This window comes from Prosthecobacter fluviatilis, from assembly GCF_055388355.1.
Genome location: NZ_AP043782.1, coordinates 5,684,380 through 5,701,317, shown reverse-complemented (window position 1 = coordinate 5,701,317; position 16,938 = coordinate 5,684,380). Strand labels below are relative to the sequence as shown.

Sequence of the window (16,938 nt, the reverse complement as noted above, 5' to 3'; positions counted from 1 at the left end):
CCTGCATCTCGGATCTCCGCCATGCACGGACGTGGCGGGATCTGAGCTCAGGCCAGCACAAGCTTTCCCCGGGCATGCGCCGCGATGCAGCGGCGCTCCTCGGGCCAGAAAATCGAGACCCTGCATCTGATTGGTCTTCCGGTTTAATCAGCGTGTGAAGGACAGCGCAGCTCGGTCAAGGTGGTTACCTCCCTGCCCTGCGCCGCCACAGTTCACGCGCCAAAGATCCCCCCGTTCCTTTCCACGGACAGCAAGGCCAGAAAGCCGGCGGGTGCTACACCACGGCGGGCTCCGCGCATCGGCCGTAGCGCCTGCTGTCCCACGAGGAGCCCCCTTTGGGAGCAGCGCACACGGTACACCTGATGCCCCCCTCAGGCCCTGCTCACACATCCTGGCGATCAAACGCGCCTCTGAAAGCAACTGGGCACACACACCAGCCCAGAGCGCTGCCATCGTTCATGCCGTGGCGGCTCGCCAGCGGCCGGGCATCCCTTTTCCAGCCAAAACCTCAATATGGCCGAGTCCATTTCGGCTGCAGGCGGAAAATGTACCTGCACAGCGCACCTACCAAAGATAACCTTGAAGCCTATCAACCATAAGCCATAGGGGAGGTATATTCTCCGATCCAGTGCTCCCGCCCGATGCCTCGCCCATGACAGCGCAGACAGACTCCTCCCCCGCCCCATCCTTCAGCTACCGCCCGGACGTGGACGGGCTGCGGGCGCTGGCGGTGCTGCCAGTGCTGCTGTTTCACGCGGGGCTGGGCTGCAGGGGCGGCTTTGTGGGGGTGGATGTCTTCTTTGTCATCTCCGGGTATGTCATCTCCTCCCTCATCCTGCGGGAGATCTCTGCGGGCAGCTTCAGCATGCTGCAGTTTTGGGAGCGGCGCATCCGGCGCATCATGCCCGCGCTCACGTTCATGGTGGTGGCGGTGCTTGTGGCTGCGTGGCTCTTTTCCCTGCCAGAGGACTTTCTGCGCATCGGCAAATCCGTGCTGGCCCAGGCGCTGATGGGAGCGAACTTCTACTTCTGGAAAGACGGCAATTACTTCGATCTCGGCGCAGACACCAAGCCCCTGCTCCACACCTGGTCCCTTGCGGTGGAGGAGCAGTTTTACCTGCTCTTTCCGCTGCTGCTCACCTATCTGGTGCGCGCCCGCCCGGGCTCCTGGCAGCGCTGGCTTGGGGGCATCACACTCGGTTCCGTGGTGCTCTGCGTCGCCCTCAGCTACTCCTCGCACAATCAGCGCGCGGCCTTCTACCTGCTGCCGGCTCGTGCATGGGAACTGCTCCTCGGCGTGCTGCTGGCCGTTTATCGCGGTCGTTTCCCGGCAGGCAGGCTGGTGCGGGAGACAGCCGGCGTGCTCGGCCTGGCGCTCATCGGCCTGGCGGTGCTGGGGTATGATGAAACCACACGCTTCCCCGGGGTAGCCGCACTGGTCCCCTGCCTCGGGGCAGGTCTCGTCATTGCCTCCAGCGATGCCCGGCTTTCGCTGGCGGGGCGGCTGCTTTCGTGGCGGCCCTTTGTCTTCATCGGCCTGGTGTCCTACCCGCTGTACCTCTGGCATTGGCCGCTGCTGGTTTTTGCGAAGTATCTCTCGGTCTACGAGCTCACCACCGTCGCACGCGTCGGCCTTCTGCTGGCCAGCTTCGTCCTGGCCGTGATTTCATGGAAATGCATCGAGACCCCATTCCGCCAGCGGCGCTGGCTCAGCGAGAGGCGGCAGATCTTCACCTTTGGCGGAGCCGTCACCTGCGTGTTCATCGCCTCCGCGCTCATGGTCTCTGCGCTGAAAGGCATCCCCTCGCGCTACCCTGCCAGCGCGCTGGCCTACGCCGCCAGCCGGAACAGCCATGGCTTCCGCGAGGTCATCAGCACGGACAACGCGCTGGCTGGAAACTTCACCGAACTCGGCTCTGCCGGGCGCGCACAGCCCATCCACGTCCTCGTCTGGGGCGACAGCCACGCCATGGCCATCACCCCGGCCATCGACAAACTCTGCCGCGAGCATCAGCGGCGCGGCGTTCTGGCCGGCTTTCACTCCACACCACCCGTCCTAGACTACATTACTCCGCGCGAGTTCGGCCTCGGCCAGCTCGCGCCCAAAGTGGCCGCAAGCGTGGTGGCCTTTGCCGCCAGGGAGCACATTCCCCATGTCATCATGACAGCCAAATGGGACGCCTTTGCCGCCTCAGCCGAGTTTCGGGCGGATCTCATCGCCACCGTCCGTGCGCTCATGTCTGCCGGCTCGCAAGTGCTCCTGCTCAGAGACGTGCCAGCACCTGGCTTTGACGTCCCCCGCATTGCAGCCCTGACCACCCTGCGCGGCGGAGACATCCACTCCCTCGGCCTCAGCAAAGAAAAGCACCAGCAGGCACATGCCGCCCTGGAACCCACCTTTGCGGAACTCACCCGCATGGGAGCCACCGTCATCGATCCCGCCGATCTCTTTCTCAATCCTCACGGCATCTATGGAGTCCTGAAAAACGACCAGATCCTCTACTACGACAGCCACCACCTCACCCGCGAAGGCGCGGCACTCCTCAGTCCACTGTTCGAGCCGGTGTTTGCAGAAAAGTGACCCTCCACGGGCAACGCTCCCCGTCATTCCAAATACAGCACGCGCAGGGCCTACCGGCCATGGCGCAGAGCCTTACTCCAGCCCGCCCCCATTCCGGCGCATGCAGGATATGGCGGAATTTATTCCGCCCTTAGGTCACTGATTCATAGTCACCTGCGTGACTCAGCACTTGTGCAGCGTCCATTCCATGCTTCTTAAGCCTCATCGCCATGAATGGACCTCAGCCTCCACCCCCGTCTGAATACTTCTTCGAACGGTATCCCTGGAACAACAGGCACGTGCTGTTTTGCATTGCCCTGCTGATGGCCTGCAGCGACTTCCTGGCGGGCCCCATCATATTCTTCCCTTTCCTGTTTGTGATCCCCGTCGCGCTCATGGCGTGGAACTGCGGCCTCCGCACCGCCCTCTGGCTGGGGGCCATCCTGTGCATCATCCGGTTCAGCATCCAGTGTGCCTGGGGCATCCCTTACACGCTGCCCGTGGCCATCATCAATGCCCTCATCCGGCTCGCCATCCTGTTCTTCATCACCTTCCTGTGCGGCAAACTCTCTGAGCAAACCCAGGCCCTGCGCGCCCGCGTGCGCACGCTGGAGGGCCTCCTGCCGACGTGCTCCTACTGCAAGGACATCCGGGACGAGAGCGGAGAATGGCAGCAGATTGAAGAATACGTCGCCTCCCACTCCGCAGCCCGGTTCACCCATGGCATCTGCCCGAAATGCGTCACCAAGCATTTCAGCAACGTCATGAACCTGGAGTCCCAGAAGACAGGCGCCGAGGGCACTCATTGACGAAGCACTCTGCGCGCAGGTGAGGCCCCCTAGGCCCAGACTCCCCACAAATGATCTGGCAGCATCGTCCAGCCCCAGTATCGTGACGCTCATGATCTGGCAGAAGCTCAAGGAGTTGTTTGGCGGCGGGGCCACGATGGCAGAAGTTTTCCGCCCGGAATGGATCGGGCTGCTGCAACAAAACATGCCCCTTTATACACGGCTTCCGGAGGAATTGCGGCTGCGGCTGCACCAGCGGATCACGCAGTTCATCTCGAGCGTCCGTTTTGAAGGTTGCGGCGGTCTGGAGCTCACGGAGTCCATGATCCTCACGATAGCCGCGCAGGCCTGCCTGCTGGTGCTGCAGCGCGAAGGCCGCCCCTACCCAAAGCTGAGCGCGGTGTATGTCTACCCGGCCACTTTCAGCTCCGTGAGCACGCGCATGGACGCCCACGGCATCGTCACAGAGGGGGCGGTGCGTCGGCTGGGGGAGTCTTCCCGCTGGGGCACCGTGGTGCTGGCCTGGGACTCTGTGGCTCAGGGGGCGCACTACCCGGATGACGGCGACAATGTGACCTTCCATGAGTTTGCCCATCAGCTAGATCGCGAAGACGGCCCCACGGACGGTGCCCCCGCCCTGGCCAGCGGTGCGGCCTACCGCAGGTGGTCGCGCGTGTTTCATGACAACTATGCCGACTTTTTGCAGAAAACGGAGGAAGGCACCGAGAAGACGCTGGACGCCTACGGCGCGACCAATCCTGCCGAATTTTTCGCGGTCGCCACGGAGACCTTTTTCGAAAAGCCCCGGCAGCTCTCCGAAGAGCGGCCGGAGCTCTATGCAGAGCTGATGAAATACTACAGCCTGGACCCGTGCGAATGGCTGCGGTGAGGCAGCAACCACCTCAGCGTCCCTTTTTCCGGCCTCCCTTCCTTTCGTATCTCGGTTGCACGACACCTCTTTCCCACCCACATCTTCCGCCAGCCGGGGTCCGCCACTATGACACCAGCACCACCCCCCAGACCACACTGCCGCCATGAACCGCCCCTTGATATGCTCGTCCCTGTCCGCTGCGCTGCTGCTCCTGATGCCCGGCTGTGAAAGCAGCAAAAAATCTGAACCGGCTCAGAAAGCCGCCGCCACGGTGCCTGCTGGCGGGGCTCTGTCTGCAGACGGCATGGTGACCACGGCAAGCGGCCTGCGCTACAAAGTGCTCACCGCAGGCCCCGCAGGCGGCAAGTCGCCTGCACTCAACGATTCCGTGACCGTGCACTATCGCGGCACGCTGACAAACGGCACCGTCTTTGACAGCTCCTACGACCGCGGCCAGCCCGCCACCTTTGGTGTGAACCAGGTCATCCCCGGCTGGACGGAGGCGCTGCAGCTCATGAAGCCGGGCGATGTCTTCCTCCTCTACATCCCCTCCAACCTTGGCTACGGGCCGCAGTCCATGGGCGCCATCCCCGCCAACAGCGACCTCATTTTCCAGGTGCAGCTGCTTCAGGTGCACGGCGCGCTCTGAGCCAGGACCTGGCCCTCTAGGACCAAAGCCAGCCAGCTTTCACAGCCCCTCCCACAGTCTGATGGAGTCGATCTGGCAGGTGCCAAAATCGACTGCCTTGAAGTCGATCTGCGCCTGACCGGTCATGTCGATGTTGCTGCTCTCAAAGAGGTGCTTCTTCCCATCAATGCTGAGGAGCAGCTTCCCTTTTTTGAGCTCAATCACCACTTCGTGCCACTGGTTCAGCGCAAACAGCGGCTGCTCCACGGGCGCGCTCTGCACGTTCTTCTTGATGGTGAGCGTGGTGGCCTTTTCCCCGAAGCTCAGCGTGTGAGTGTGGTGGCCCAGGTCAAACAGCGGAAAGCCTTTCTGGTAGGCTGTGGCATCATAGCGCACGCGCATGGCGCAGACGAAATTTTCCGGCACCTTCTTGAGCCATATGACGGGCTTGAGCCCCGCGTGGGAGGGATCGTCGCTGGCCTTCTTCCTCTCCTGAAACTCCTTGGACGAAGGACTGCCGGTGAGCACGCCGTCCTTCACCGCCCACGTGGTGCTCTGCCGCACCTCCCAGAACTCCGTGTTCAGCGGGCCTGCATCAAAGGTGTCTGCATACACCGGCTTCAGCGTCTGAAACAGCTCCGGCTTGTACTCCGCCTCCGCCGCAGGCACGGAATGCGGGATGAATGAAAGAGCGAGGAGGGCAGCAAGACGAAGAGGCGTGGGCATGATGCGCTGAAACGCTGAACGGCTGCGGAAATATCACTCACATCACGCCCTTGACACTATAGGACACTTGTCCTAAATCGCATCATCAGGCCAGTATGAACGCCCCTAGCACACGAGACCGGATCATCGAGACCGCAGACCGTCTGTTTTATCAGAAGGGCTTCGAATACACATCCGTCGCAGACGTCGCGGCGGCGGTGCAGATCACGCGCGGAAATCTCACCTTCCACTTCAGGACCCGGGACGACATCCTGGAGGCCGTGATCGACCTGCGGCTGCGGCGCACACGCAGCATGCTGGAGCAATGGGAGGCTGACGGCTGCACGGCGGCGGATCGCATCCGCTGCTTCATCAACATTCTCATCATGAACCGTGCGAAAATCCTCCTCCACGGCTGTCCGGTGGGCACCCTCTGCACGGAGCTGGCCAAGCTGGAGCACGCCGCGCTCGCACAGGCAAACAAGATCTTCACCCTCTTCCGCGACTGGCTGAAGCGCCAGTTTGAGCAGCTCGGCTGCGGAGACGAATCCAAGGCCCACGCCATGCACCTGCTGGCCTGGAGCCAGGGCACCGCCACACTGGCGCAGGCTTTCCACGATGAGTCCTTCATCCGCGCCGAGGTACAGCGTGTGCAGGAGTGGCTCGCCGGACTGAGCCCCAAGCCCGCCCGCCGCGCTCGGCGCTGATCTTTTCACCTCGTACACACCTCACCTCATGTTCATCATCTTTCTCCGTTTCACCGAAAAGAAAAGTCAGGCCGGCCAGTTCATGGACGGCCACAAGGCCTGGATCAAACGCGGCTTTGCCGAAAGCGTTTTTCTGCTGGCGGGCAGCCTGGAGCCCGGCCTAGGCGGCGGCATTCTTGCCCACCACACCTCGCTCGCTGACCTGCAGCAGCGTATCGCTGAAGATCCCTTCGTCGCCGAAGGCATCGTGACCGCGGAGCTCCACGAATTCGCCCCCGGCATGGCCGATGAGCGTCTTCAATTCCTCGTTTCCTGAACCACCATGAGCCTGCCCCACACCTCCGATGATGGCAAAGAGCGCTGCCACTGGTGCGCCTCCGCACCGGAATTCCCCGCCTACCACGATACGGAGTGGGGCTTCCCTGTGGCGGACGATCACCGCTTGTTTGAAAAGCTCAGCCTGGAGGGGTTTCAGTCCGGCCTGAGCTGGCGCACCATCCTCGCAAAACGTGAAAACTTCCGCCGTGCCTTCCACGGCTTTGACTTCGACCGCGTGGCGCGCTTCAAGGAGAAAGACGTGGCGCGCCTGATTGAAGACGCAGGCATCATCCGCCATCGCGGCAAGATCGAGGCCGTCATCAACAACGCGCAGCGTGCACGCGAGATGGTGAAGCAGGAGGGCTCCCTGGCCGCCTTTGTCTGGCGCTATGAGCCCGATCCCCGGACACTCGGGAAACCGCTGACCGCCTCCACCTCGGCAGCATCCGTTGCGCTTTCCAAGGAGCTGAAAAGGCGCGGCTGGAAATTCGTCGGCCCGACGACGGTGTATGCCTTCATGCAGGCGATGGGTCTCATCAATGACCACGCAAACGGCTGCTTCATCCGCGCCAAGGCGGAAAAAGCTCGCAAAAGCTTCCAGCGTCCGCATAGCTGAGCCGTCATGGCTTACGATAAATCGCTCGCAGATTGCACCACCGCACGCCCTCTGACCGACCTCTCCGCCGAGGAGCTGGGTGCATGGATGCAAAGCCAGGGCTTCAACAATGCGCACACGCCGCGTGTGATCCGTGGCCTGCTGGCTGCGGAGCCGCCAAAGAGCCGCGCAGGCTTCCTTCTTCCTGGAAAGCTCGAAGAACAGCTCCAGGCCGCCTTTCCCACGGCTGCTGCCAGCCTCGCCATGCGTCAGGTCTCCGAAGACGGCACCACCAAGCTGCTGCTGCGCCTGCATGATGGCCGCACGGTGGAGTCCGTGCTCATGCCAGACTACCACCCGGACCGCGCAGCGGGCTGCATTTCCAGCCAGGTGGGCTGCGCCATGGGCTGTGACTTCTGCGCCACCACGCAGACCGGCTTTGAGAGAAATCTCACCTCCGGCGAGATCGTGGAGCAGTTCATCCACCTGCGTCGCGAGGCACACGCTGCCGGCCGCACGCTGCGCACCATCGTCTTCATGGGCATGGGCGAGCCGATGCTGAATCTCAAAAACGTGCTGGCTGCGGTGCGGCGCATCGCCGATCCCGCACTCGGCGCCTTTGGCTGGCGGCAGATCACCGTCTCCACCGTGGGCATCGTGCCCGGAATCGATGAACTGCGCGCGGCGAATCTAGGCGTGCATCTCGCGCTGTCTTTGCACGCACCAGATGATGCAACGCGTACTGACTTGCTGCCCATGGGCAAACGCTTTGATGTGCAGGACGTGCTCGCCGCCGTGGATCGTTATCAGGCAAGCAGCGGCCGCATCACCACCATCCAGTACTGCCTGCTCGATGGCGTGAACGATTCCCTCTCGCAGGCGCGCGATCTGTCGCGTCTGCTGAAAGGACGGCGCATGCATGTGAATCTGCTGCGCTACAATGCCACCGGCCTCAGCCTGCGTGGCCGCACCTATGCGCCGAGCAGCCTGGAGCAAACGGAGGCCTTCCTCGCCGAACTCCGCGCCCACGGCACCGTGGCCCACCTGCGCCGCGCACGTGGGCCGGACATCGATGCCGCCTGCGGGCAGTTGCGGAAGCGCGAGGCGGCGCAATCATGCGCCACACCATGAACCCCGTGCAAGGCTTCCATCTCATCACGCCGGATGATCTCACCTGGCGCCTGTCGAATCTCATGCGCATCCCGAACGCAGATTTTCTGGAGCGCACCGGCAGCGAAAACATGGGCGCACGCCTCTGGCGCATGCCGCCCATGAGCGCGAACACGCTTCACAAACACATCCGCGCCGAGGAGTTCTACTTTGTCCTCGAGGGCACGGGCCGCATGCGCGTGGGCGATGAAACACTCACCGTGCCGAAACATGGCGGTGTCCACGTAGGGCCGGATCAACTGCGCCAGGTGTTTAACGACACCGCCGAAGAAGTGCTCTGGCTCATCATCGGTGCGCCGGAGGAGACAGAGTTGCTTCCAGGTGCCACCAACAAGCCCGACATGAAGCTCATCTACCCGACTGATCCAACACAACTGCCCAAGGAGCTCGCAGGCGCTGTGTGGCCGCCGAAGGAGTGAGGCTTGATCAGAGCACTATCAGCATGCAGTTTTGCATGGAGATAAAGATATGACGACCGTAAACAGTTCCAATCAAATTAAATTCGAGGATTATGAGGATGGGCTGCAGGCCACCATCAAAAATGACCCTCTGGATGTAGCGGCATTGGCGGATCAACTGGCGGCAGTTCCAAACCTCAAACGCATTGTATTAATGCAACCGATCAGCGAACTGAAGAGCCTTGGCTTTCTAGAAGGGCTTGTTGCTCTCCAAAGTCTACACATCAATCATCTTCCCAAGTCTGCCGACTGCTCGGCGCTTCTGGCCATTCCATCACTCAAAGAGATCACCACAGGAGATTACTGCTGGTTTGATTGTTCTCTCTTGAAGCATATTCCGAACCTTAAAAAATTCCGGTCCGGGCCAAAAACATTTTCATTGAACGATCTCAAGGCTTGTGAAGCTTTGGAATGGATTGAGCTGAGGGGAGTAAAAGCGGCCAATTGTTCCTTCGTCGCCGGAATGCGCAAATTGAAGCAACTGCGTCTTTGGGATTGCAAAATTCCGCACACAGACGGACTCGATCAATGCCCTCAGATTATTGATTTAGATTTGGGACGTTCTTCCTTCCTTGAACTCCAGGCACTTTCATCGTTGGAGCATTTGCAGCGGCTGGAATTAGAACGTTGCGGCAAAATACCAGAAGCCAGCGTCATTATGCAATGCCTCTCACTTGTTTTATTAAATGTTAGTCATTGCCAGTTCGGTTTAAAAGGGTGCTTTTTTGATTCAATGAACAGCCTGGAGGTTTTCAGTGGTGTCGGCATCAAAATAGACCGCGATGCACTGTTATCACTTATAAAGCTTCCTCATTTAAGAAAGGTCAGCGTGAGCAAGTGCTACGTCCAAGATTTCGCCTGCAGGGATGACCTGAAGGTTTTTGGCTACAAATAACTGCCTCGCCATACTGGACGGGTGAAGGATGAAGGGATTTTGAGGGTTCTCCTGCCGGCTATCCAGTATTAGCTGGCATTGTGTTTTAGCACCGCAGGTAAGGCGGGCTGCGTGCTTCGACCGCTGAAGCCAAACACCTCCATTGCCTCGCCGCTCTTCTTGCGGCAGGAGTGAGGCAGTGATTATTCCCCCCGCCCCCCGTCCTGCTCCTCCATCCGTGATCTGGATGACTCCCGCCCAGTGCAAAACGATTGAAGCTGCAGGCACCAATGCGCATCGCCTCGCCTCAGGCCCCGGCGGCTGGGTGGAGCGGCTGGGTGATGACGTGATCCTTTCCTACAAAAGCGATGCCGCACGCGATGAACTCTCTGCTGGACTCACCAAGTGGTGCACAGATTCCGGCTGGCAGCCCGTGCGCGTCTTCCACCGGTTCATGCCCATCAAGAACGCCGACCGCGTCTCACCGGTGCTGCACAGCGGCGATGCCTCCCTGCCGCTCACCACGGTGGTCACGGAGGCCGGCATTCGCTACGGCCTCGACATCGGCGCCAGCTACAGTCACGGGCTGTTCCTGGACCAGCGCCTGAACCGCGCCAAGCTGCACGCTTTGAAGCCCAGGCGCGTGCTGAACACCTTTGCCTACACCTGCAGTTTCTCGCTGGTGGCCGCGCTGGCAGGTGCGGAGACGCTGAGCGTGGATTTGTCCCGCAAGTCGCTGGATCGCGGCAGGCACAATCTCGCGCTCAATGGCGTCGCGGAAACGAAGCACCGCTTTGTGGCGGAGGATGCCGCCGAACTTCTGCCACAGCTCGCTGTGCGTGGCGAGCGCTTTGACGCCATCATCCTCGATCCGCCCACCTTTTCCCGCAGCAAGAACGGCCGCCGCTGGCAGGTGGAGGACCACTTTGAAGACCTGCTCAGCGCCGCGCTGGAAGTGGCAGCGCCGAAATGCGCCATCCTGCTTTCCACGAACTGCACCAAACTTGACCCTGCCAGGCTGGAGCGTAGCGCCCGCTGGTGCGCAAAGGGCAAGCGCCGCACGGCCGACTACGTCAAGCTGCCCCCCCCTGTGGACTTCCCGCCCGGCCACGGCTCCAGCACGCTGTGGATGATGCTGCGGTAAATCAGGGCATTGACGTGGTTTCAGGCGGCTGGCTATAATTCCGCCAACTCAACCAAGCACGTCATGAACCGCCGAACCGCCATCCGTCTGATGCTGGCCATGGTTTTGATCCCGGCCCTCACACCGCTTTCCGCCAACGAAGCCGATGACCAGCCGCACATGCGCACGGCCCTCGGGCATCTGGAAGCCGCCCACACGGCCAAGGCGCCGCTCACCAGCCTGCGTGCCGCCAGAAAGGCTCTGGTGCATGCCAGGCCAAACAAAGAAGGGCAGCGCAAGCATGCCATCGGCTACGTGGATGAGGCCATCGCCTTTGCCACCACAGGCGACAAGGCGAAGATGCAGGAAAAGATCACCAAGGCCATCTCCAACGTGAAGTCCGGCATCGCCCGGGCCAGATGATTGGAGCATGTGCCGCTACCATCCCAACGCCTTCAGCTTCTTCCCCATCACCTTCGCGATAGCGTCATTCCCGGCACCATCGGGATGCACGCCGTCTTTGAGCAGTGCAGCATCCGGCACGGCTCCGAAGAGGCTGACAAACTCGCTCTTCGTTTCCACCGCGAGCATCTCAAACGCGGCACCGAGCTCGCGCAGCTTGGCCTCGCGTTCATTGGCGATGGGCTTCGTCGGCCCCAGCGCGGCCTTGTTGATGTTGCTGGGCCCCACGAGCAGCACAGGCAGCCTGGCTCCGTAAACCGCGCGCGCTTTCCCGATCATCGCCCGCACATTCGCCACCGCCTTGGGCACACACTGCGGTGTGATGTCGCGTGAATCATTCATGCCCAGGGCGATCACCAGTGCGTCCGCCTTTGCATGCCGCGCCAGCATCTCATCAAACTCGGGCAGCGAGTTCGTGGGCCTGCCGCCTTTGCCTTCATTGACCAGAATGAGGGCCCGCTCAGACTGCTCCTGCACCTGGGTGACCCAGAGCATGCCACGCTCCTCCTTGGGCAGCGCACCGCCTGCGGTGATGGAATCCCCAAACAAGATCACACGGCGCACAGCGGAGCTTTGTGCAAATGCGCCAAGGCTCACGGCCAGCCATAAAATGAAAACACGCACCATACGGGTCAGGCGGTGGGCGCAAAATACTGGCCCAGGCAGCAGAAAGCACCCACGGCCAGATGGCTGCAGCAGGTGACATAAAATGCCGCCGGCTGTTCAGCACGGCGAATCAGGCCGCTCCGCCCCAGCGTGGTGCCGCTCAGCAAACCCAGACCGCCTGCAGCAAGCATGAAGGCTCCGAAGTTCGCCGCCATCTGCACATTGTCCGGGTTTGCCATGAGGTGCAGTCTCCTATTCCTTGGCTTTGTCCCCGGGCTTTTCCGCTTCTGGCCTGGCCTCGGGCAGTTGCTTGGCCGGACGCACCGCCGGCTTGGGGCCTGAAAAGGGAATGAATCCCTGCCCGCCTGACCAGCGGTCCGTTTTCGTCTTGAAAGGTCGGGGACTACGGTTGTTGATTTTCTGACTGCGCATGCCGTCCCGTTATATTTAAAAATGCGCGCTTTGCAAAGGCTGCTTCACCCTCAGGTGTTGCTTGAACCGAAGGCTTGTGCTGTCGATGCTCACTCCATCATGGCACACCCCTACCCCACCCTCATTCCCGGACTCCGCAGCCCCTACGACCAGGTGAACGGCCTCGTCTATTTCGGCCGCATGCTGGACAAGATCCGCCTCATGGCCGCCGGCAACCTGCCCAAGGACTGGCAGCCCATGCGTGGAGCGGTGAAGGGCAGCTTTGACTGGCGCTGCTGCGAGTTTCTGCAGATCGACTACGCCGCACTCGAAGCTGAAGCGCTCAAAGGGGGCAGCGATGAAAGCCTGCTCGCCTGGGCCTATGCCAATGGTCGCCAGCCCACCGAGCAGGAGATCGAGGTGTGGAACGCCTTCATGACCAAGCGCGGCTGGCGCGATGCCGGCACACAACGTCTGAACGAGCGCCTGGAGGAGATCGGCCTGCCCCCCGGCACCGTGCAGACGATGTTTGAGTTCATCGAGATCGACGAAGGCAGGCTGACCCCGGGAGCGAAGTAACCAGCCCGCATCACGCCACCGCGAGCACTGCACTCTGTGCCGTGGGTGGCAGCGGGTGCAGCTCGGCAGCGTGGAATCCTGCCTCAGCGAGCATCTTCTCATACTCCGCAAAGGTGTAGGCGTCCCCCTCCGGCGTGGTGCCCAGCATCACAAGACTGAAGCCTGCCGCTGGCGGCGGAGTGATGCGGTCTTCATTCGGCACAAATTCCACAATCAGCACCTTGCCACCCGGACGCAGCGCCGCATGCACGCGCTTAAGGAAGCGGGTGCAGTCCTCCACATTGAAGTGATGCAGGAAATTAGGCACCAGCACCACGTCATAGCCGCTGCCGAGATCCACGGTGAAGGCGTCTCCCACGATCTTGCTGAAACGATCCGCGATGCCCGCAGCCCAGGCATTTTCCTCCGTGACGGCCAGCACCGCCTCCCAGTCCAGCGCCACGAGGTGCGCGCGCGGATTTTTCAGCGCCACCGCAATGCCGTAGGCCCCGTGGCTGGAGGAGATGTCCAGCACGCGCGTGTCGCGGGACGCATCCAGCGGCGCCAGCGCCGCCGCTCCCTGGGAGGTGGGCATCATCATCGGCCCCATGGCCCGGGCAAACTCCACCCATGCCGGATGATCCGGCGCAGTGGTGCCGTGCTCCGTGGTGTGCAGGCGTCCCAGCCGGATGGTGGAGGCCAGATCGGTGAAAGCCTCGGTGAGACCGGGCGCGAGAAGGAAATTCACCGCTCCGCCCATGTAAGCTGGAGACTGCGGCAGCAGAAAGACGGCCGACGACGGAGTGAGCGCATAGCTCCCACCCTCTTTGGTGATGAAGCCCATGATCGCGAGATTGTCCGCGAGGATGCGGATGCCGCGCAGCGGGCACTGGCAGCGCTCCGCGATCTCGGCGGCAGTCGCCGTGGCTGGCGGCTCGCCAATGGCAGCAAAAAGGCCCAGATCCACCGCAGCTTTCAGCGCTGCGGATTTCTGAAAAGCATTGATCGTTTCAAAGAAGAGCTGCGGAGAGGGGGCTGTGTGTGGTTCGGACATAATGAAAAATGGAACTCAATGTGACGCATGATCACCATCACATCCATGGTTCTGCAGCACAGGAAAACCGCCAGCTAAATAAAGATTTAGTGGCTCTGAATGATGCGCCGCCGCATCGTTAGGAAAACGGACTCGAACACTGCCATCATGGAATCCCCCCCCGCTGAAAGCCAGACCAAGCCGCCCCTCAGCCGTCATGTCATGTTCTGCCTTCTGCCGCATGCGCTCTTTGTCATGCTGGCCCTGGGAGTCTGGGGCGGCGGCTGGTGGCTGCTCCTGCCGATCATCTTTCTGCAGGTTGCGCTTCCCCTGCTGGACTGGCTTACCGGCTGGCAGGATGACGGTCATTATGAAAAGGCAGACTTTTCCGCAGGTCAGCTGGCGGTGCTGCACTGGAACACACGCCTCTATGCCTTGTTCTACATGGTCTCGGTGGTCTGGCTGGCGATGTCCCTCGATCGCTTCAATGCCATGGAAATCGGCATCCTGATCGCCTCTGCGAGCCTATTGGGCGGCATTGGCTTCGGCGCTGCGCATGAGCTGCTGCATGGCAAGGATGAGCTCGATCAGATCATGCAGAGACTGCTCACCACCTTCCTGTTCTACCCCCACTACAAGCTCATTCACATCCGCAGCCATCACGTTCACGCCGGGACAGATCAGGATGAAAACACCGCCTGGCTCAACGAAGGCATCTATTCCTACATCTTCCGCACGATTCCCGGCAGCATGATCCGCTGCTGGAAAATGGAGGCCCGTCGGTGCAACGGCGAAGGCCTGCTGAAAAACAAAATGCTCATTTACGCCCTGGGCCAGATGGCGCTGCTGGCCGGTCTGTTTCTGCTGTCAGGGCTCAACGGTCTGCTGTTCTACCTGGCGCACATCCTGGGCGCGCACATCGTTCTGGAGTCGGTCAACTACATCCAGCACTACGGCCTCATGCGCCGCAAAACGGACGGCGAGTATGAAAAAACAGGCGCTGAGCACTCCTGGGACACCTACCACTTTTTCTCCAGCTACATCACCTTCCGCGTCGGGCACCACTCCTACCACCACATCGCGGTGAAGCCCTACTACCTGCTGGACCCCGAGCCCACAGCCCCCAAACTTCCGGTGGGTTACTTCTGGGCCATCGCCATGGTGCTGCTGCCCCCATGGTGGCGCCATGTGATCAATCCCAAGCTCAATGCTGCTGCCGCACCAGCCTCCTAGCTGACGATCTTTTTCACAAAGCAGGCCTTCAGCCCGATCGCCATGCCGTCCATTTTGCAGGAGATTTCGTGGTCGCCGTCCACCAGACGGATGGGTTTGGACTTGGTGCCGACTTTGAGCACTTCGCTGGAGCCCTTGAGCTTCAGATCCTTGATCATGGCCACGATGTCTCCGTCCGCGAGCACATTGCCATAGGCGTCTTTCACCACGCGCTCGGCCTCCGGCTCATCGGCAGCCGCCTCCTTCGGCCACTCGTGTCCGCAGGTCATGCACTCAAAGCGGTCGGCATGGTCCAGGACATCATTCATCTCGCACATCGGGCAGGCAGGTTGGCTCATAGGAAACGACAAGACACTTCGCAGCCAAGAAACTCAAGCGCTGACTCAAGTTCAGCAATTTCAGCGCATGAACTCGCCAGATAGACTCGTTTCCTTGCGCCCATGAACATCCGCACCCTGCTTGCCCCTTTCCTCTTCATCAGTGCAGCCACCTTTGCCGCTGACCTTCCCAAGATCCCCGCCAAGCCCATCGCTGAAAAGCAGGAACTGCTCTTCTCCGATGACATGAACGGCACCGAGCACGACAAGCGCTGGCACCGCGTGGTGGACACTTTCGTCTTTGAAAACAACGCGCTCAAAGGCACGCAGACCCGGGTGAAGGACGAACCCTCCAAGGATGGCAAGTCCATCATCACCGCGCATGCCGCCGTCTACGGCCTGGAAGTCCCCACCAAGGACACCGTGATCGAGGTGAAGATGCGCTTCGACGGCTGCACCATGATGGATGTGGAGTTCGACGACCGCAAATACACCGCCGCCCATTACGGCCACCTCTGCCGTGCCCAGATCCGCCTCGACAAGGTGACCATCATGGATGAGCGCGAAGGCAGCCAGAACCTGATCATCAAGGAGCTCCGCAAAGACCCCGCCAAGAAGGACGAAGTGAACAAGCTCATGGCCGGCAAGAGTGCCACCTTCCCCGTGAAGCTGGAGCAGAACAAGGAATACACCGTGGTGGTGGAAACCGTCGGCGATGAAATGCGTGTCAGCATCGACGGCAAGGCCGTGGCCTTCCTCAAGTCCCCCGGCATCGGCCATGAAACGAAGTCCAAGATCGAGCTCGGCGTCGCCGGCCAGAGCGGCTGGTTTGATGACATCAAGGTCTGGAACGCTGCCCCTGCCAAGAAAAAGTAATCAGGCTGTTCCTGCGAATTTTACGAAGCGCGCGGTGCTGAGGCACCCCGCGCTTTTTTCATGCCCTCTACCACGCGATACCCCAGCAGCAGCGCAAGCACCGCAGCGAAGAAGAGCGGATAAGTCACATCCGACTTCACAATGGCCCAGTAGTGCAGCACGCCGCCGATGGTGATGTAATAGGTCAGGCGGTGGAGCTGAGCCCAGCGCTGCCCGCCCAGCCGCTTGATCATGGCATTGGTTGAAGTCACCGCGAGCGGCACCATCAGCAGAAAGCTGAACATGCCCAGCGCAATGAAGGGCCGCTTGTACACATCTCCCACCACGGTTTGCAGCTGCCAGTCCCGGTCATAGGCCAGGTAGGTCAGCAGATGCGCGAGGCCATAAAAGAAGGCATACAGGCCCAGCAGGCGGCGCTGTTTCAGCAGCCAGCTCCAGCCGCAAATTTTGCGCAGCGGAGTCACCAGCAGCGTCAGCATTAGAAAGACCAGCGTTAGCACCCCCGTGGTTCTGGTGATGAATTCCGCAGGATTCACCCCAAGCCTGCCGCGCCAGCCATCGATCAGGATGAGCAGCGCAGGCAGCAGCCCGTTGAAAAAGAAAAGCTGCCGGTGAAAACGGGTGTCTGCGCTGAAATTCATGACG

22 protein-coding genes are annotated in these 16,938 nt (G+C 61.0%); 15 read left to right on the top strand and 7 right to left on the bottom strand.

Translation table 11 applies throughout. From position 1 onward, the window contains the following. The first annotated feature begins 652 nt into the window (after positions 1-652). From ACZ5WW_RS22250 to ACZ5WW_RS22235, 4 genes are all read left to right on the top strand, one after another. Positions 653-2,581, top strand: a complete 1,929-nt coding sequence (locus tag ACZ5WW_RS22250; RefSeq protein WP_377163019.1) for an acyltransferase family protein — start codon at positions 653-655, stop codon at positions 2,579-2,581. Between the two features lie 209 nt (positions 2,582-2,790). Further along, entirely contained in the window at positions 2,791-3,369 is a 579-nt protein-coding gene (locus tag ACZ5WW_RS22245; RefSeq protein WP_377163017.1) for a hypothetical protein, read from the top strand. Between the two features lie 91 nt (positions 3,370-3,460). Further along, positions 3,461-4,237 carry a M90 family metallopeptidase gene (locus ACZ5WW_RS22240; RefSeq protein ID WP_377163015.1) on the top strand — a complete coding sequence of 259 codons (777 nt, stop codon included), beginning with the start codon at positions 3,461-3,463 and terminating at the stop codon, positions 4,235-4,237. A 145-nt stretch (positions 4,238-4,382) separates the two neighbouring features. Continuing rightward, on the top strand, positions 4,383-4,868 hold the full coding sequence (locus tag ACZ5WW_RS22235) for an FKBP-type peptidyl-prolyl cis-trans isomerase (protein WP_377163013.1): 486 nt from the start codon (positions 4,383-4,385) through the stop codon (positions 4,866-4,868). Positions 4,869-4,907: 39 nt separating this feature from the next. Here the strand turns inward: ACZ5WW_RS22235 and ACZ5WW_RS22230 are convergent, their stop codons facing one another. Beyond that, positions 4,908-5,573, bottom strand: coding sequence for a LamG domain-containing protein (locus ACZ5WW_RS22230; RefSeq protein ID WP_377163011.1), 666 nt, complete (start codon positions 5,571-5,573; stop codon positions 4,908-4,910). Positions 5,574-5,668: 95 nt separating this feature from the next. Between ACZ5WW_RS22230 and ACZ5WW_RS22225 the strand changes: the two genes are divergently transcribed. From ACZ5WW_RS22225 to ACZ5WW_RS22190, 8 genes are all read left to right on the top strand, one after another. Continuing rightward, entirely contained in the window at positions 5,669-6,259 is a 591-nt protein-coding gene (locus ACZ5WW_RS22225) for a TetR/AcrR family transcriptional regulator (protein WP_377163009.1), read from the top strand. A 28-nt stretch (positions 6,260-6,287) separates the two neighbouring features. Then, positions 6,288-6,575, top strand: a complete 288-nt coding sequence (locus ACZ5WW_RS22220) for a YciI family protein (protein ID WP_377163007.1) — start codon at positions 6,288-6,290, stop codon at positions 6,573-6,575. A 6-nt stretch (positions 6,576-6,581) separates the two neighbouring features. Further along, positions 6,582-7,193: a DNA-3-methyladenine glycosylase I gene (locus ACZ5WW_RS22215; protein ID WP_377163005.1), complete on the top strand. Its 612-nt coding sequence runs from the start codon at positions 6,582-6,584 to the stop codon at positions 7,191-7,193. 6 nt (positions 7,194-7,199) lie between these two features. Beyond that, positions 7,200-8,303, top strand: coding sequence for a dual-specificity RNA methyltransferase RlmN (gene rlmN, locus ACZ5WW_RS22210; RefSeq protein WP_377163003.1), 1,104 nt, complete (start codon positions 7,200-7,202; stop codon positions 8,301-8,303). Beyond that, a complete protein-coding gene (locus ACZ5WW_RS22205) occupies positions 8,300-8,761 on the top strand; it encodes a cupin domain-containing protein (RefSeq protein WP_377163001.1) in 462 nt (153 codons plus the stop codon). The genes rlmN and ACZ5WW_RS22205 overlap by 4 nt, the downstream gene beginning before the upstream one ends. A gap of 49 nt (positions 8,762-8,810) precedes the next feature. Further along, positions 8,811-9,695: a leucine-rich repeat domain-containing protein gene (locus ACZ5WW_RS22200; RefSeq protein WP_377162999.1), complete on the top strand. Its 885-nt coding sequence runs from the start codon at positions 8,811-8,813 to the stop codon at positions 9,693-9,695. Positions 9,696-9,921: 226 nt separating this feature from the next. Beyond that, on the top strand, positions 9,922-10,818 hold the full coding sequence (locus ACZ5WW_RS22195) for a class I SAM-dependent methyltransferase (protein ID WP_377162997.1): 897 nt from the start codon (positions 9,922-9,924) through the stop codon (positions 10,816-10,818). A 63-nt stretch (positions 10,819-10,881) separates the two neighbouring features. Next, positions 10,882-11,220 (top strand): hypothetical protein, encoded by a 339-nt coding sequence (locus ACZ5WW_RS22190; RefSeq protein WP_377162995.1) that lies wholly within the window; start codon positions 10,882-10,884, stop codon positions 11,218-11,220. Between the two features lie 15 nt (positions 11,221-11,235). On the opposite strand, the gene ACZ5WW_RS22185 is transcribed toward ACZ5WW_RS22190, so the two are convergent. The 3 genes from ACZ5WW_RS22185 to ACZ5WW_RS22175 are packed head-to-tail and all read right to left on the bottom strand — an operon-like array spanning position 11,236 to position 12,297. Then, entirely contained in the window at positions 11,236-11,886 is a 651-nt protein-coding gene (locus tag ACZ5WW_RS22185) for an SGNH/GDSL hydrolase family protein (RefSeq protein ID WP_377162993.1), read from the bottom strand. Positions 11,887-11,891: 5 nt separating this feature from the next. After that, entirely contained in the window at positions 11,892-12,104 is a 213-nt protein-coding gene (locus ACZ5WW_RS22180) for a hypothetical protein (protein WP_377162991.1), read from the bottom strand. Positions 12,105-12,117: 13 nt separating this feature from the next. Further along, positions 12,118-12,297, bottom strand: coding sequence for a hypothetical protein (locus ACZ5WW_RS22175; RefSeq protein ID WP_377162989.1), 180 nt, complete (start codon positions 12,295-12,297; stop codon positions 12,118-12,120). Positions 12,298-12,396: 99 nt separating this feature from the next. Here ACZ5WW_RS22175 and ACZ5WW_RS22170 point away from each other — a divergent pair, with 99 nt between their 5' ends. Beyond that, on the top strand, positions 12,397-12,855 hold the full coding sequence (locus tag ACZ5WW_RS22170) for a DUF5069 domain-containing protein (protein WP_377162987.1): 459 nt from the start codon (positions 12,397-12,399) through the stop codon (positions 12,853-12,855). Positions 12,856-12,865: 10 nt separating this feature from the next. Here ACZ5WW_RS22170 and ACZ5WW_RS22165 read toward each other — a convergent pair whose 3' ends face one another. Further along, positions 12,866-13,888, bottom strand: a complete 1,023-nt coding sequence (locus tag ACZ5WW_RS22165) for a methyltransferase (RefSeq protein ID WP_377162985.1) — start codon at positions 13,886-13,888, stop codon at positions 12,866-12,868. 147 nt (positions 13,889-14,035) lie between these two features. Between ACZ5WW_RS22165 and ACZ5WW_RS22160 the strand changes: the two genes are divergently transcribed. Beyond that, complete coding sequence (locus ACZ5WW_RS22160) at positions 14,036-15,100, top strand: fatty acid desaturase (protein ID WP_377162983.1); 1,065 nt, start codon at positions 14,036-14,038, stop codon at positions 15,098-15,100. Here the strand turns inward: ACZ5WW_RS22160 and ACZ5WW_RS22155 are convergent. Then, positions 15,097-15,438 (bottom strand): zinc ribbon domain-containing protein YjdM, encoded by a 342-nt coding sequence (locus tag ACZ5WW_RS22155; RefSeq protein WP_377162981.1) that lies wholly within the window; start codon positions 15,436-15,438, stop codon positions 15,097-15,099. The two genes, ACZ5WW_RS22160 and ACZ5WW_RS22155, sit on opposite strands and share 4 nt — an antisense overlap. Positions 15,439-15,540: 102 nt before the next feature. On the opposite strand from ACZ5WW_RS22155, the gene ACZ5WW_RS22150 reads away from it, so the two are divergent. After that, positions 15,541-16,293 (top strand): hypothetical protein, encoded by a 753-nt coding sequence (locus ACZ5WW_RS22150; RefSeq protein ID WP_377162979.1) that lies wholly within the window; start codon positions 15,541-15,543, stop codon positions 16,291-16,293. 20 nt (positions 16,294-16,313) lie between these two features. Here ACZ5WW_RS22150 and ACZ5WW_RS22145 read toward each other — a convergent pair whose 3' ends face one another. Beyond that, positions 16,314-16,934: a protein-methionine-sulfoxide reductase heme-binding subunit MsrQ gene (locus tag ACZ5WW_RS22145; RefSeq protein WP_377162974.1), complete on the bottom strand. Its 621-nt coding sequence runs from the start codon at positions 16,932-16,934 to the stop codon at positions 16,314-16,316. Positions 16,935-16,938 lie beyond the last annotated feature (4 nt).

Coding starts and splice junctions, on each gene's coding strand:
- ACZ5WW_RS22160 (WP_377162983.1), top strand. CDS start 14,036: ATGGAATCCCCCCCCGCTGAAAGCCAGACCAAGCCGCCCCTCAGCCGT.
- ACZ5WW_RS22185 (WP_377162993.1), bottom strand. CDS start 11,886: ATGGTGCGTGTTTTCATTTTATGGCTGGCCGTGAGCCTTGGCGCATTT.
- ACZ5WW_RS22240 (WP_377163015.1), top strand. CDS start 3,461: ATGATCTGGCAGAAGCTCAAGGAGTTGTTTGGCGGCGGGGCCACGATG.
- ACZ5WW_RS22165 (WP_377162985.1), bottom strand. CDS start 13,888: ATGTCCGAACCACACACAGCCCCCTCTCCGCAGCTCTTCTTTGAAACG.
- ACZ5WW_RS22200 (WP_377162999.1), top strand. CDS start 8,811: ATGACGACCGTAAACAGTTCCAATCAAATTAAATTCGAGGATTATGAG.
- rlmN (WP_377163003.1), top strand. CDS start 7,200: ATGGCTTACGATAAATCGCTCGCAGATTGCACCACCGCACGCCCTCTG.
- ACZ5WW_RS22215 (WP_377163005.1), top strand. CDS start 6,582: ATGAGCCTGCCCCACACCTCCGATGATGGCAAAGAGCGCTGCCACTGG.
- ACZ5WW_RS22205 (WP_377163001.1), top strand. CDS start 8,300: ATGAACCCCGTGCAAGGCTTCCATCTCATCACGCCGGATGATCTCACC.
- ACZ5WW_RS22195 (WP_377162997.1), top strand. CDS start 9,922: ATGACTCCCGCCCAGTGCAAAACGATTGAAGCTGCAGGCACCAATGCG.
- ACZ5WW_RS22175 (WP_377162989.1), bottom strand. CDS start 12,297: ATGCGCAGTCAGAAAATCAACAACCGTAGTCCCCGACCTTTCAAGACG.
- ACZ5WW_RS22170 (WP_377162987.1), top strand. CDS start 12,397: ATGGCACACCCCTACCCCACCCTCATTCCCGGACTCCGCAGCCCCTAC.
- ACZ5WW_RS22250 (WP_377163019.1), top strand. CDS start 653: ATGACAGCGCAGACAGACTCCTCCCCCGCCCCATCCTTCAGCTACCGC.
- ACZ5WW_RS22225 (WP_377163009.1), top strand. CDS start 5,669: ATGAACGCCCCTAGCACACGAGACCGGATCATCGAGACCGCAGACCGT.
- ACZ5WW_RS22145 (WP_377162974.1), bottom strand. CDS start 16,934: ATGAATTTCAGCGCAGACACCCGTTTTCACCGGCAGCTTTTCTTTTTC.
- ACZ5WW_RS22220 (WP_377163007.1), top strand. CDS start 6,288: ATGTTCATCATCTTTCTCCGTTTCACCGAAAAGAAAAGTCAGGCCGGC.
- ACZ5WW_RS22190 (WP_377162995.1), top strand. CDS start 10,882: ATGAACCGCCGAACCGCCATCCGTCTGATGCTGGCCATGGTTTTGATC.
- ACZ5WW_RS22155 (WP_377162981.1), bottom strand. CDS start 15,438: ATGAGCCAACCTGCCTGCCCGATGTGCGAGATGAATGATGTCCTGGAC.
- ACZ5WW_RS22230 (WP_377163011.1), bottom strand. CDS start 5,573: ATGCCCACGCCTCTTCGTCTTGCTGCCCTCCTCGCTCTTTCATTCATC.
- ACZ5WW_RS22235 (WP_377163013.1), top strand. CDS start 4,383: ATGAACCGCCCCTTGATATGCTCGTCCCTGTCCGCTGCGCTGCTGCTC.
- ACZ5WW_RS22245 (WP_377163017.1), top strand. CDS start 2,791: ATGAATGGACCTCAGCCTCCACCCCCGTCTGAATACTTCTTCGAACGG.
- ACZ5WW_RS22180 (WP_377162991.1), bottom strand. CDS start 12,104: ATGGCAAACCCGGACAATGTGCAGATGGCGGCGAACTTCGGAGCCTTC.
- ACZ5WW_RS22150 (WP_377162979.1), top strand. CDS start 15,541: ATGAACATCCGCACCCTGCTTGCCCCTTTCCTCTTCATCAGTGCAGCC.